The sequence below is a fragment of the Plasticicumulans lactativorans genome (genome assembly GCF_004341245.1).
In the GTDB taxonomy this organism is placed as follows: Bacteria; Pseudomonadota; Gammaproteobacteria; order Competibacterales; family Competibacteraceae; genus Plasticicumulans_A; species Plasticicumulans_A lactativorans.
In genome coordinates, this window is the sequence record NZ_SLWY01000005.1 from 19163 (window position 1) to 33539 (window position 14377).

Here is a 14377-nt window from a genome sequence, read left to right on the forward strand (position 1 = left end):
ACAGTGTCCAAGCGGTGCCCGGCTCACCCGCCGCTCACGAGGAGGTCCAGGCCATGATCCGCCCCGCATCGCTCTGTCTCGCCGTACTGCCGCTGCTCGCCGCCTGCGTCGGCGGGCCGGTTGCGCCCGGCTATCCGCCCGGCAACGCGGTGCCGTACTGGAAGGTGATCGGGCTCGGCACCGACACCTGCGCGCGCTTCAACGCCACCGCGCGCGGCAGCCCTGAGCGCGAGGCCTACCGGCAGTGGCTGCTCGGCTACCTGACGGCCTACAACGTGCAGGCGCCGAGCACCGCTGCGGTGATCGGCATCGGCAACCTGAACTACTTCGACAACTTCAAGACCTCGACCTACTTCGAGTGGCTCGAGGACTTCTGCCGCACCAACCCCGACGTGCCCTTCCACGTCGCCACGCAGCGTTCGGTGGCGCGCGAGTACAGCGAGATGCAGCGCCAGGAGCGCGTCGAGAATGGCCGCATGTTCCCCTTCTGAGCCGGTGGCGCACGCACGATGAGCGAACTCGACGGCAGGCGCGCCTGGATCACCGGCGCGAGCAGCGGCATCGGCGCCGCCACCGCGGCGCGCCTGGCGGCGCTCGGCGCGGAGGTGGTGCTGTCGGGGCGGCGCGCCGAGCGGCTGGCCGCCGTGGCGGCGCAGATCGAGGTCGCCGGCGGCCGCGCGCGCGTGCTGCCGCTCGACGTCGCCGAGCGCGCGGCGGTCGAGCGCGCCGGGGCGGAACTGGACGCCCTCGGCGGCGTCGACGTGCTGGTCAACAACGCCGGCGTGATGCACCTGTCGCCGCTGGTGAAGGTGCGCGTCGACGAGTGGGAGCGCGTCGTCGACGTCAACCTGAAGGGGGTGCTGTACTGCCTGGCGGCGGTGCTGCCGGGGATGGCCGCGCGCGGCGGCGGGCACGTGGTCAACGTCAGCTCGGTGGCGGCGCAGGTGACCTTTCCGAGTTCGGGGGTGTACTGCGCGACCAAGTTCGGGGTGCGGGCGCTGTCCGACACCCTGCGCAAGGAAGGCATCCGCCTCGGCGTGCGGGTGACCGACATCCAGCCGGGCGCGGTCGCGACCGAGCTGCCGGACACCATCCACTACGGGCCGGTGCGCGCCGCGGTGAGCGCCGCGGGGGCGCTGTACGGGCCGGACACGGCGATCCTCGCCGCCGAGGACGTCGCCGATGCGATCGCCTGGGCGGTGACGCGCCCGGCGCACGTCAACGTCGGCGAGATCGTGATCCGCCCGCGGGTGCAGGAAGCCTGAGGCGCAGCGGCCCGGCCGGGCGCCGGGGCCGTGCGCGATCCATTTCGAAGATGCAAGCACAGTCGAGCGCCGTGCCGACCGCCCCGTGCGGTCGCCGGCCACGCGGGAGTGATGATGCGATGCAGTAGGAGTTGGGTGCGCGGCGGGCTGCTGGCCGCCGTCATCGTCGGCGCGGCAGGGCCCGCGGGCGCGCAGCAGGCCGGCGGGCCGCCGGCGCTGCCGGTGAAGGCGGTCGCGGTGAAGCGCGACACCGTGATCGAGAGCATCACCGCCGTCGGCACCCTGCGCGCCAACGAGTCGGTGCTGATCCGTCCGGAAATCGCCGGGCGCATCCAGACCATCCACTTCCGCGAAGGCGACCCGGTCGTGGCCGGCGTGCCGCTGGTCACGCTCGATCCGGCCGAGTACAAGGCACAGGTCACCGGCAGCCAGGCGGATGTCACCGTCAGCGAGCTCAACTACGAGCGCCAGCGCAACCTCGACCGCAGCAAGCTCGCGAGCCAGCAGGACCTCGACAATGCCCGCGCCAAGCTCGATCAGGCGCGCGCCAAGCTGCAGCTCGACCAGGTGCGGCTCGACAAGACGGTGATCCACGCGCCGTTCGCCGGTATCGTCGGCCTGCGCGCGGTGAGCCCCGGCGCCTACGTGTCGCCGGGACAGGACATCGCCCGGCTCGACAGCCTGAACCCGATCAAGCTCGACTTCCGCGTCCCCGAGATCTACCTCGCGCGCCTGCGCCCCGGGCAGACGGTCGAGGCGCGTGTCGACGCCTACCCCGGCGAGACGTTCCACGGCGAGATCTTCGCCATCGACCCCACGCTCGACGAGACCACGCGCACGGTGCTGGTGCGCGCCCGTCTGGCGAATACCGAGGGCGAGCTGCGCCCCGGCGTGTTCGCGCGCGTGCAGATCGAGCTCGCGCGCCGCGAGCAGGCGCTGGTGATCCCGGAAGAGGCGGTCTGGCCCGTCGGCAACCAGACGCTGGTCTATGTGATCAGGGACGGCAAGGCCGAGAGCGTGCCGATCGAGCTCGGCCTGCGCCAGGCCGGTCGCGTGGAGGTGCGCAGTGGACTCGCGGCGGATGCGCTGGTCATCACCGACGGCCAGATGAAGCTGCGCCCGGGGGCGGCGGTCCGGCTGATGGATGCGCCGCCCGCGCCGCAACCGGGGGGATGAGCGATGTTCCTGCCGGATACGTCCATCCGCCGGCCGGTGCTGGCCACGGTGATGAGCCTGATGATCGTGCTGATCGGCTTCATCGCCTACACGCGGCTCGCGGTGCGCGAGTACCCGAACATCGACGCGCCGGTGGTGTCGGTGCGCACCGTCTACAAGGGCGCGAGCGCCGAGATCGTCGAGTCGCGCGTCACGCAGGTGCTGGAGGATTCGCTCGCCGGCATCGAGGGCGTGAAGCAGATGAAGTCGGTGTCGCGCGAGGAGGTCAGCCAGATCACGATCGAGTTCAAGCTCGAACGCAACATCGACGCGGCCGCCAACGACGTGCGCGACAAGGTGTCGCGCGTGCGCTCGCAGTTGCCGGACGACATCGACGAGCCGGTCATCGCCAAGATCGAGGCCGACGCGCAGGCGATCCTGTGGCTCGCGTTCTCCAGCGATCAGCACTCGGCGCTGGAGATCACCGATTTCGCCGACCGCAACGTCAAGGACCGGCTGCAGACGCTGCCGGGGGTGGCCTCGGTGATCATCGGCGGCGAGCGCCGCTACGCGATGCGGCTGTGGATCGACCGCGACCGTCTCGCCGCCTACGACCTGACGCCGGCCGACATCGAGGACGCGCTGAAGCGCCAGAACGTCGAGATCCCGGCCGGGCGCATCGAGTCGAGCCAGCGCGAATTCTCGGTGCTGGCCGCCGCCGACCTGGCCTCGCCGGCGCAGTTCGAGCGGCTGATCCTGAAGGAGGCGAACGGCTACCCGGTGCGCCTGCGCGACGTCGGCCGCGCCGAACTCGGCGCCGCCGACGAGCGCAACGCGCTGCGCTTCAACGGCCGCAACGCGATCGGCCTCGGCATCGTCAAGCAGTCGAGCGCCAACACGCTGGCGGTCGCGCAGGCGGTCAAGGCGCTGCTGCCGACGATCCGCGCCGGCCTGCCCGAGGGCATGCGCGTCGATATCGCCTTCGACAGCACCGTGTTCATCGAGAAGGCCATCGAGTCGGTGTACCGGACCATGGTCGAGGCGATGGTGCTGGTCATCCTCGTCATCTTCGTCTTCCTGCGCAGCGTGCGCGCGACGCTGATCCCCTTCGTGACCATCCCGGTGTCGCTGGTCGGCGCCTGCATCTTCCTGTACGCACTGGGCTTTTCGATCAACGTGCTGACCCTGCTGGGGATGGTGCTGGCGATCGGGCTGGTGGTCGACGACGCGATCGTCGTGCTGGAGAACATCCACCGCCACATCGAGGAGGGGCTGACGCCGCTGCGTGCCGCGCTGCAGGGCTCGGCCGAGATCGCCTTCGCGGTCATCGCGATGACGCTGACGCTGGCCGCCGTGTTCACGCCGCTCGCCTTCGCCACCGGCAACACCGGGCGGCTGTTCACCGAGTTCGCTCTGGCGGTGGCGGCGGCGGTGCTGGTCTCGGGTTTCGTCGCGCTGACGCTGACGCCGATGATGTGCTCGAAGATCCTGCGCCCGCACACGACGCACGGGCGGCTGTTCAACGCCGTCGAGAACGTCATCGTCGGCATGACCGAGGGCTATGCCCGGCTGCTCGCGGCGTCGCTGCGCGCCCGCTGGATCGTCTTCCTCGTGTTCGCCGTCACCGCCGGCGCGTGCGCCTGGCTGTTCACGCAGATGAAGTCGGAGCTGTCGCCGGTCGAGGATCGCGGCTTCATCATCGGCGTCGTGGTGGCGCCCGAGGGCGCCACCCTCGCCTACACCGACGGCTATGCGCGGCAGATCGAGCGCTTCTTCGGCGGCATCCCGGAGATGAACAATTACTTCTCCGTGGTCGCACCCGGCCTGGAGCGGCCGAATCCGGTCAACAGCGCGCTGTCGTTCGTGCGCCTGAAGCCGTGGGAGGAGCGCACGCGCAGCCAGCAGGACATCGCCCGGGAGCTCGCGCCGAAGATGTTCGGCCTGCCGGGGGTGCTCGCGTTTCCGATCAACCCGCCCTCGCTCGGCCAGAGCTTCCGCAACCCGCCGGTGCAGTTCGTGATCCAGGCGAACAGCTACCCGGAGCTGTCGCGCAACGTCGACCAGATGCTCGCCCGGCTGCGCCAGTATCCGGGGCTCGCCAACGTCGATTCCGACCTGCGCCTGAACAAGCCGCAGCTCTCGGTGCAGCTGAAGCGCGACAAGATCGCCGACGTCCAGGTGCGCGTCGACGACATCGGCCGCGCGCTCGAAACCCTGCTCGGCGGCCGGCAGGTGACGCGCTTCAAGCGCGAGGGACGCCAGTACGACGTGATCGTGCAGCTCGGCGCCAGCGATCGCGTCACCCCGGCCGACCTCGAAGCGATCTTCGTGCGCGGCGAGGGCGGCAGGCTCGTGCAGCTCTCCAACCTGGTCGAGGTCAAGGAGACGGTCGCCGCCAAGGAGCTCAACCACTTCAACCGCCTGCGGGCGAGCGTGATTTCGGCCAACGTCGCGCCCGGCTACACCCTCGGCGAGGCGCTGGATCGCATCGATGGCATCGCCCGCGAGGTGCTCGGCCCGGCCCGGTCGACCGCGCTCGACGGCCAGTCGCGCGAGTTCCGCGAATCGGGGGCGACGCTCTACGTGACCTTCGCGCTCGCGCTCGCCTTCATCTACCTGGTGCTCGCCGCGCAGTTCGAGAGCTTCGTGTCGCCGTTCGTGATCATGCTGACGGTGCCGCTGGCGATGACCGGCGCGCTCGGCGCGCTGCTGCTGACCGGCGGCACGCTGAACGTCTACAGCCAGATCGGCATGGTGATGCTGGTGGGGCTGATCACCAAGAACGGCATCCTGATCGTCGAGTTCGCCAACCAGTTGCGCGGCGCCGGCATGGCGGCGCGCGAAGCGGTGGTCGAGGCCTCGCGGCTGCGCCTGCGGCCGATCCTGATGACCACCGCGGCGATGGTGCTCGGCGCCATCCCGCTCGCGCTGGCGCACGGCGCCGGCGCCGAGTCACGCCAGCAGATCGGCTGGGTGATCGTCGGCGGGCTCACCCTCGGCACGCTGCTGACGCTGTTCGTGGTGCCGGCGTTCTACAGCCTGCTGGTGCGGCGCGTGCACCACGCCGGCGAAGACGTCGGGAGCCCGGCCGTGGCCGCCGGCGGCCACGGCGCGTGAACGCGGTCGCGATCCCCGCGGCACTGGTCGCGCGCCTGCGCGCGGCGCGGCGCGTCGCCGTGCTGAGCGGTGCCGGCATCTCGGCCGAGAGCGGGGTGCCGACCTTCCGCGACGCGCAGACCGGGCTGTGGGCGCGCTACCGCCCCGAGGACCTCGCCACGCCGGCGGCGTTCGCGCGCGATCCGCAGCTCGTCTGGGACTGGTATGCGTGGCGCCGCGAGCGGGTCGCGCAGGCGCAGCCCAACCCCGGGCACCGGGCGCTGGTGGCGCTGGAAGGGCGGGTGGCGGCGTTCACGCTGATCACGCAGAACGTCGACGGGCTGCACCGGCGCGCCGGCAGCCGGCGCGTGATCGAGCTGCACGGCGACATCACCCGCAGCGTGTGCTCGGTGGAGCGGTGCGAGGTCGGTGCCTGGGACGACACCGGCGAGCGGCCGCCGCGCTGCCCGGCATGCGGTGCGCCGCTGCGCCCCGACGTGGTGTGGTTCGGCGAGGCGCTGCCGCGGGCGGCGCTCGCGGCAGCGCAGGCGGCAGCCGAATCCTGCGAGGTGTTCCTGTGCGTCGGCACCTCGACCGTGGTCTACCCGGCGGCCGAACTGCCCTTCGCCGCGCAGCGCAGCGGCGCCTGCGTGGTCGAGGTGAACCCCGACGCCACGCCGTTGTCATCATCGGCCGACTTCCGCCTGCCGGGGCCGGCCGGAACCGTCCTGCCGGCCCTGCTGGCGGCGCTCGACGCCACCTGAGGCTGTCGTCCGGCCCGCGCCGCGCGCCGGCGCGCGGCTGTCACGAAATCGCCCGGGCGCACGTGCTAGAGTCCGCCGCTTTCCATCGGTCGGGCCCCAGCCGCCCACCGCGCCGCTCCTACCCGTTCGGGAGACGCCCATGAAATTCCGCTTTCCCATCGTCATCATCGACGAAGACTTCCGCTCCGAGAACACCAGCGGCCTCGGCATCCGGGCGCTGGCGCAGGCGATCGAATCCGAAGGCTGGGAGGTGCTCGGCGTCACCAGCTACGGCGACCTGACGAGTTTCGCGCAGCAGCAGTCGCGCGCGTCGGCCTTCGTGCTGTCGATCGACGACGAGGAGCTCAGCTCGGCCGAGGCCGCCGCCTCGGCGATCGGCCAGCTGCGCGCCTTCGTCGAGGAGATCCGCTTCAAGAACGCCGACATCCCGATCTTCCTGCACGGCGAGACGCGCACCACGCGTCACATCCCGAACGACATCCTGCGCGAGCTGCACGGCTTCATCCACATGTTCGAGGACACGCCCGAGTTCGTCGCGCGCTACATCATCCGCGAGGCGCGCGAGTACGTGGACTCGCTGGCGCCGCCGTTCTTCCGCGCGCTGGTGCACTACGCCAACGACGGCTCGTACTCGTGGCATTGTCCGGGGCATTCGGGCGGCGTGGCGTTCCTGAAGAGCCCGGTGGGGCAGATGTTCCACCAGTTCTTCGGCGAGAACATGCTGCGTGCCGACGTCTGCAACGCGGTCGAGGAACTCGGCCAGCTGCTCGACCACACCGGGCCGGTGGCGGCGAGCGAGCGCAACGCCGCGCGCATCTTCAACGCCGACCACTGCTTCTTCGTCACCAACGGCACCTCGACCTCCAACAAGATGGTGTGGCACCACACCGTCGCGCCGGGCGACGTGGTGGTGGTGGACCGCAACTGCCACAAGTCCATCCTGCACGCGATCATCATGACCGGGGCGGTGCCGGTGTTCCTGACGCCGACGCGCAACCACTACGGCATCATCGGCCCGATCCCCGAGAGCGAGTTCGCACCGGAGACCATCCGCCGCAAGATCACCGCCAACCCGCTGCTCGCCGACGTCGACGCCGCCAGCGTGCGCCCGCGCATCCTGACGCTGACACAGAGCACCTACGACGGCGTGCTCTACAACACCGAGACCATCAAGCGGCTGCTCGACGGCTGGATCGACAACCTGCACTTCGACGAGGCCTGGCTGCCGCACGCGGCCTTCCATGCGTTCTACGGGACCTATCACGCGATGGGCAAGAACCGCGTGCGCCCGCGCGAGGCGGTGGTCTATTCCACACAGTCCACGCACAAGCTGCTCGCCGGCATCAGCCAGGCCTCGCAGGTGCTGGTGCAGGACTCGCAGACGCGCAGCCTCGATCGCAACCTGTTCAACGAGGCCTACCTGATGCACACCTCGACCAGTCCGCAGTACGCGATCATCGCGAGCTGCGACGTGGCCGCGGCGATGATGGAGCCGCCCGGCGGCACCGCACTGGTCGAGGAGTCGATCGCCGAGGCGCTCGACTTCCGCCGCGCGATGCGCAAGGTCGACGAGGAGTTCGGCGAGGGCTCGTGGTGGTTCAAGGTGTGGGGACCGGACGGGCTCGCCGACGAGGGCATGGGCGAGAGCGCCGACTGGGTGCTGCGCGCCGGCGAGCGCTGGCACGGTTTCGGCGACATCGCCGCCGGCTTCAACATGCTCGACCCGATCAAGGCGACGATCATCACCCCCGGGCTCGACGTCGACGGCGACTTCGCGGATTCGGGCATCCCCGCGGCGATCGTCACCAAGTACCTGTCGGAGCACGGGATCATCGTCGAGAAGACGGGGCTCTACTCGTTCTTCATCATGTTCACGATCGGCATCACCAAGGGGCGCTGGAACAGCCTCGTCACCGAGCTGCAGCAGTTCAAGGACGCCTACGACCGCAACAGCCCGCTGTGGCGCGTGATGCCCGAGTTCGTCGGCAAGCACCCGGCCTACGAGCGCGTCGGCCTGCGCGAGCTGTGCGACAGCATCCACGGCGTCTACAAGGCCAACGACATCGCCCACGTGACCACCGACATGTACCTGTCGCACATGGAGCCGGCGATGCGCCCGAGCGATGCCTACGCGGCGCTGACGCACCGCCGGATCGAGCGCGTGCCGATCGATGTCCTCGAAGGGCGCGTCACCGCGATCCTGCTGACGCCGTACCCGCCGGGCATCCCGCTGCTGATCCCCGGCGAGCGCTTCAACCGCACGATCGTGCGCTACCTGCAGTTCGCCCGTGACTTCAACGGCCGCTTCCCCGGCTTCGAGGCGGACATCCACGGCCTGGTGCGCGAGACCGTCGACGGGCGCAGCGAGTACTTCGTCGACTGCGTGATGCAGCGCTGAAGCGTTGCTCCGTGCCTGCGCGCACCACCCAGGCGCAAAACGCCGGTGGCGCGCGGCGCGCGGTACGGGGGCATGGTCGTGTCGGGGGCGCGAAGGGGCGTGTGGCGCAGCGTGCGGCTGCTGGTACTCGCGGCGTGTGCGCTGCTCGCGCTCGACCACCTGTTCCCGCCCGACCTGGGCCGTCTGCAGCGCGTGTCGGTGCAGTTGCTGGACGCCGACGGCGTGCTGATGCACGTGCAGCTGTCGGCGGACGGCTACTGGCGCCTGCCGCTGTCGCTCGACGCCGTCGACCCGCGCTTCGTCGACACCCTGGTCGCCTTCGAGGACCGGCGCTTCTGGTGGCATCCGGGCGTGGACCCGCTCGCGCTCGTGCGCGCCGCTGGGCAGTGGCTGCGCCACGGCCGCGTGGTGTCGGGCGGCTCGACGCTGACGATGCAGCTCGCACGCCTGCTCGAACCGCGCCCGCGCACGCTGCGTACCAAGCTCGTCGAGATCGCGCGCGCGCTGCAGCTCGAATGGCATTACGACAAGCGGCAGCTCCTCTCGATGTACCTGACGCTCGCGCCCTACGGCGGCAACGTCGAGGGGCTGCGCGCGGCGAGCCTGGTGTGGCTCGGCAAGGAGCCGCGCGCGCTGAGCGCCGCCGAGGCCGCGCTGCTCGCGGCGCTGCCGCAGTCGCCGAGCCGGCTGCGTCCCGACCGCCACGCGCGGGCGGCCGGCCTGGCGCGCGACAAGGTGCTCGGGCGGGTCGCCGCGCACGGCGGGCTCGCCCCCGGGCGGCTCGCCGAGGCCCTGGCCGAGCCGGTGCCGAGCCGGCGCCTGCCCCTGCCGCGGCAACTGCCGCACCTCGCCGCTGTGCTGCAGCGTGAACGGCCGGCGGGCAGCGCGTTCCCCACCTCGGTGCGGCGCGAACTGCAGCGCGGCGTCGCCGGGCTCGCGGCGCGCGCGCTGGAGGCCTGGGGCCCGCGGGTCAACGCGGCGATCCTGGTGGTCGACCACCGCCAGCGCCGCGTGCTCGCCTACCTCGGCGCCGCCGACACCGGCGATCCGGCCCGCGGCGGGCAGCTGGACCTCGTGCGCGCGCTGCGCTCGCCGGGCTCGACGCTGAAGCCGCTGGTCTACGGCCTCGGCTTCGAGGACGGCGTGATCCAGCCGGGCACACGCATCGACGACGTGCCGACGCGCTTCGGCGACTACGCCCCGGCGAACTTCCAGGACCGCTATCACGGCGAGGTCAGCGCGCGGGAGGCCCTGCAGTGGTCGCTGAACGTCCCCGCGGTGGCGGTGTTCGAGCAGGTCGGGCCGGCGCGGACCGCCGCACGCCTGCGCGCCGCCGGCATCGAGCTGCGCCTGCCGGCGGGCGCCGAACCGGGGCTGCCGCTGGTGCTCGGCGGCGTCGGCACCCGCCTGTGGGATCTGGTGACGCTCTACGCCGCGCTTGCCGAGGACGGCGAGGCGCGGCCGCTGCGCCTGCTCGCCGATGCGCCCGAGGGGGCGGCGGTGAGCCTGCTGTCGGCGCGCGCCGCCGGGCAGGTCGCCCGCATCCTCGAGGACGCGCCGCCGCCGCCCGAGGCGGTTGCCGCCGAGGCGCAGCGCGAGCCGCGGCGGATCGCGTACAAGACCGGCACCTCGTATGGCTTTCGCGACGCCTGGGCGATCGGCTTCGACGGCGCCCACACCGTCGGCGTCTGGGTCGGGCGCGCCGACGGCTCGCCCAGCCCCGGGCAGTTCGGCCGCAACACCGCGGCGCCGCTGCTGTGGCGCGTGTTCGACCTGCTGCCCGCGGCGCCGCGGCCGAATGCGCCGGCCGTGGCGCAGGCGGACGCGCCCGCGCGCCTGCCGGCGCGCTGGCAGCGCCTGGGGCCCGCGCCGGCGGCGCGCAGCGCGCTCGCGGTGAGCTTCCCGCTCGACGGCTCGCGCCTGCCGCTGCCGCCGCCCGGCGCCGAGCTGCCGCTGGTCGCGCAGGGCGGCGAGCGGCCGCTGCGCTGGCTCGTCAACGGCGTGCCGCTGGCGCCGGCCGGGCTGCGCCGCAGCAGCGTCTGGCTGCCCGACGGTGCCGGCCGCGTGCGCGCCACCGTCATCGACGCCCGCGGCCGCAGCGCGAGCGCCGAGTTCTGGCTCGAGCGCCCGGCGCCGTGGCCGTGAGCGCCGCCCGGCGCGCGATCGGCGCTTGCAATGCGGGCGGGGGTTAAGGCAAGGTTCGCCGCGGATCGCCGAGGTGTTCGCGCCCCGCGTCGATTGCCGCACATCCGCCGCATCGGCTCCGCCCGGCGCGGCAGCGAGACTTCCCGCTGACCCGTGAACCGAGTGCGCCCGGCGGTCGATGGTCGACATGCAACCCGGCAGTGCCGACACCCTCGTGTGTTTCGTGCTGCGTCCGAATCGCTCGGCCTCACGTCGCACACTCGGTCTGTTCTACGCCAGTCTGTGCTCGGTGTCCGCAGGGGTGGCCGGAGGCTTCGCGAGCGTCGGCCTGTGGCCGGTATTGCCCTTCGCCGGACTGGAGCTGCTGGCCCTGGGCGTGGCGCTGGCTTGGGTGGCGCGGCAGGCCGAGCGGGCGGAACGCGTCTGCGTGACGGGCGAGCGCGTGACCATCGAACGCCGTCCGCCGGACGGTGCGGCGGTCAGCCTGCCGCGCCTCTGGGCGCAGGTGGAGTTCTGGCGCGACGCGCGCGCCTGGCGGCCGAGTCGACTGGTGCTCGCGTCGCACGGACGGCGTGTCGAGATCGGTGCCTTCCTGACCGATGCGGAGCGCGAGCAACTGGCGCGAGCGCTGCGCGGCTGGGTGGGGAGCGCGGCGGCCCGGCATTAGAACGGACAAGAAAACCCTCCGGGGTGCCCCGGAAAAGGGCCCGGAACAGGCGGGCCGATACCTGAGGAGAGATCAAGGCATGTCAGCCAGTCGTCGAGTCGCGGGCGCATGCGGCCGTGCAGCCCTTGCCGGTTCGCTGTTGTGGGGGACGGTCGCGCAGGCGGCCTTCGAGCTCAACATGACGCCCGGCGCCACCGCGGTCAGCCGCGACGTCTATCACCTGCACATGACGATCTTCTGGATCTGCGTGGCGATCGGCGTGGTGGTGTTCGGGGTGATGTTCTGGTCGATCTACCACCATCGCAAGTCGCGCGGGGCGGTGCCGGCGCAGTTCCACGAGAGCACCGCGATCGAGATCGCCTGGACGGTGGTGCCGGTGATGATCCTCGTCGGCATGGCCATCCCGGCGACCAGGACGCTGGTCGCGATGGAGGACACCAGCAATCCCGACCTGACGGTGAAGATCACCGGCTACCAGTGGAAGTGGCGCTACGAGTATCTGCAGGACGGCGTCAGCTTCTACAGCAACCTCAAGACCAGCGCGCAGCAGATGCACGGCGAGGCGCCGAAGGGCGAGCACTACCTGCTCGAGGTCGACAAGCCGCTGGTGCTGCCGGTGGGCAAGAAGGTGCGCCTGCTGACCACCGCGGCGGACGTCATCCACTCGTGGTGGGTGCCGGCGCTGGCGATCAAGAAGGACGCCATCCCCGGCTTCATCAACGAGGTGTGGACGCGCATCGACACCCCCGGCACCTATCGCGGCCAGTGCGCCGAGCTGTGCGGCAAGGACCACGGCTTCATGCCCATCGTCATCGTCGCCCTCAACGATGCGGACTACGCGAAGTGGCTGGCCGACACCAAGGCGAGCCTCGCCGCCGAGGCCGACAGCGCCAACCGCACCTGGGACAGGGCCGAACTGATGAAGAAGGGCGCCGAGGTCTACCAGACCTGCGCGGCCTGCCATCAGGCGAACGGCGAGGGCCTGCCCGGCGTCTTCCCGCCGCTGGTCAAGGGCAAGCCGTTCAGCGGCTCCGAGGAGATGCTGAAGCCGCTGCGCGAGCGCGGGCTGCTCGCGGCCGACAACACCATTGCCGCCGTCAGCGTGGAACAGCAGGCCGCCGTCATCCTCAAGGGCATTCCGGGCACGGCCATGGCCGCCTTCGGGCCCCAACTCGGTGATGTCGAAGTCGCGGCGCTGCTGACCTACATCCGCAACAGCTGGGGCAACGACCTCGGCGACGTCGTCCAGCCCGCCGCCATCAAGGCCCTGCGCTAGGAGTGAACCCCATGAGCGCGACCACCGCCCACGATACCCACCACGACGATCACGCCGCGCCGCGCGGCCTGATGCGCTGGCTGACGACCACCAACCACAAGGACATCGGCACGCTGTACCTGCTGTTCTCGCTGACGATGTTCTTCGTCGGCGGCAGCTTCGCGCTGGTGATCCGTGCCGAGCTGTTCCAGCCCGGCCTGCAGATCGTCAACCCGCACTTCTTCAACCAGATGACCACCATGCACGCGCTGGTGATGATCTTCGGCGCGGTGATGCCGGCCTTCGTCGGCCTGGCCAACTGGCTGATCCCGATGATGGTCGGCGCGCCGGACATGGCCCTGCCGCGCATGAACAACTGGTCGTTCTGGATCATGCCCTTCGCCTTCACGCTGCTGCTGTCGACGCTGTTCATGGACGGCGGTGGTCCGGCGGGCGGCTGGACGCTGTACCCGCCGCTCAGCCTGCAGACCGGCGCGGCCTTCCCCTTCGTGATCCTGTCGATCCACATGATGGGCGTGTCGTCGGTGATGGGCGCGATCAACGTCATCGCCACCATCCTCAACATGCGCGCGCCGGGCATGACGCTGATGCGCATGCCGCTGTTCGTGTGGACCTGGCTGATCACCGCCTACCTGCTGATCGCGGTGATGCCGGTGCTCGCCGGCGCGGTGACGATGCTGCTCACCGACAAGTACTTCGGCACCAGCTTCTTCAATGCCGCGGGCGGTGGCGACCCGGTGATGTTCCAGCACATCTTCTGGTTCTTCGGCCACCCCGAGGTCTACATCATGATCCTGCCGGCGTTCGGGATCGTCTCGCAGATCATCCCGACCTTCGCGCGCAAGCCGCTGTTCGGCTATGCGTCGATGGTGTACGCGACGGCCTCGATCGCCTTCCTGAGCTTCATCGTCTGGGCGCACCACATGTTCACCGTCGGCATGCCGCTCGCCGGCGAACTGTTCTTCATGTACGCGACGATGCTGATCGCCGTACCCACCGGGGTGAAGGTGTTCAACTGGGTGGCGACGATGTGGCGCGGCTCGATGACCTTCGAGACGCCGATGCTGTTCGCGATCGCCTTCGTCGTGCTGTTCACGATCGGCGGCTTCTCCGGACTGATGCTCGCGATCGCCCCGGCCGACTTCCAGTACCAGGACACCTACTTCGTCGTCGCGCACTTCCATTACGTGCTGGTGCCGGGCGCGATCTTTTCGATCATGGCCGCGGCCTACTACTGGCTGCCGAAGTGGACCGGCCACAGGTACGACGAGAAGCTCGGCCGCCTGCACTTCTGGTGCTCGGCGATCGGCGTCAACGTGCTGTTCTTCCCGCAGCACTTCCTCGGCCTCGCCGGCATGCCGCGGCGCATCCCCGACTACGCGCTGCAGTTCACCGAGTTCAACATGATCTCGTCGGTCGGCGCCTTCATGTTCGGCTTCTCGCAACTGATCTTCCTCTACGTGGTGATCAAGTGCATCCGCGGCGGCGAGCCGGCGGGCGACCGGGTGTGGGAAGGTGCGCACGGCCTGGAATGGACCCTGTCGTCGCCGCCGCCGCACCATTCCTTCCAGACGCCGCCCGAGATCAAGGAAGCCGAGGCGCACAGCTGAC

10 protein-coding genes are annotated in these 14377 nt (G+C 70.7%); all 10 read left to right on the forward strand.

The window, feature by feature from the left end:
* The first annotated feature begins 53 nt into the window (after positions 1 to 53).
* The 10 genes from EV699_RS04685 to ctaD all read left to right on the forward strand — a co-directional run bounded on the left by EV699_RS04685 (position 54) and on the right by ctaD (position 14376).
* Entirely contained in the window at positions 54 to 491 is a 438-nt protein-coding gene (locus EV699_RS04685; protein ID WP_132539489.1) for a hypothetical protein, read from the forward strand.
* A gap of 18 nt (positions 492 to 509) precedes the next feature.
* On the forward strand, positions 510 to 1265 hold the full coding sequence (locus EV699_RS04690; RefSeq protein WP_132539491.1) for an SDR family oxidoreductase: 756 nt from the start codon (positions 510 to 512) through the stop codon (positions 1263 to 1265).
* 111 nt (positions 1266 to 1376) lie between these two features.
* Positions 1377 to 2441: an efflux RND transporter periplasmic adaptor subunit gene (locus tag EV699_RS04695; protein ID WP_132539493.1), complete on the forward strand. Its 1065-nt coding sequence runs from the start codon at positions 1377 to 1379 to the stop codon at positions 2439 to 2441.
* A gap of 3 nt (positions 2442 to 2444) precedes the next feature.
* On the forward strand, positions 2445 to 5537 hold the full coding sequence (locus tag EV699_RS04700) for an efflux RND transporter permease subunit (protein ID WP_132539495.1): 3093 nt from the start codon (positions 2445 to 2447) through the stop codon (positions 5535 to 5537).
* Positions 5534 to 6280, forward strand: a complete 747-nt coding sequence (locus tag EV699_RS04705) for an SIR2 family NAD-dependent protein deacylase (protein ID WP_243662561.1) — start codon at positions 5534 to 5536, stop codon at positions 6278 to 6280. Before EV699_RS04700 ends, EV699_RS04705 begins: the two co-directional genes overlap by 4 nt.
* 139 nt (positions 6281 to 6419) lie before the next feature.
* Positions 6420 to 8678: an arginine/lysine/ornithine decarboxylase gene (locus tag EV699_RS04710; RefSeq protein WP_132539497.1), complete on the forward strand. Its 2259-nt coding sequence runs from the start codon at positions 6420 to 6422 to the stop codon at positions 8676 to 8678.
* Positions 8679 to 8777: 99 nt separating this feature from the next.
* The gene (gene pbpC / locus EV699_RS04715) at positions 8778 to 10823 is read left to right on the forward strand and encodes a penicillin-binding protein 1C (protein ID WP_243662562.1); all 2046 of its coding nucleotides are present in this window, start codon (positions 8778 to 8780) and stop codon (positions 10821 to 10823) included.
* Positions 10824 to 11001: 178 nt separating this feature from the next.
* On the forward strand, positions 11002 to 11490 hold the full coding sequence (locus tag EV699_RS04720; protein ID WP_132539501.1) for a DUF2244 domain-containing protein: 489 nt from the start codon (positions 11002 to 11004) through the stop codon (positions 11488 to 11490).
* 79 nt (positions 11491 to 11569) lie between these two features.
* Positions 11570 to 12766 (forward strand): cytochrome c oxidase subunit II, encoded by a 1197-nt coding sequence (coxB, locus tag EV699_RS04725; protein ID WP_132539503.1) that lies wholly within the window; start codon positions 11570 to 11572, stop codon positions 12764 to 12766.
* 11 nt (positions 12767 to 12777) lie between these two features.
* Positions 12778 to 14376, forward strand: coding sequence for a cytochrome c oxidase subunit I (gene ctaD, locus EV699_RS04730; RefSeq protein ID WP_132539505.1), 1599 nt, complete (start codon positions 12778 to 12780; stop codon positions 14374 to 14376).
* Position 14377: the final 1 nt, after the last annotated feature.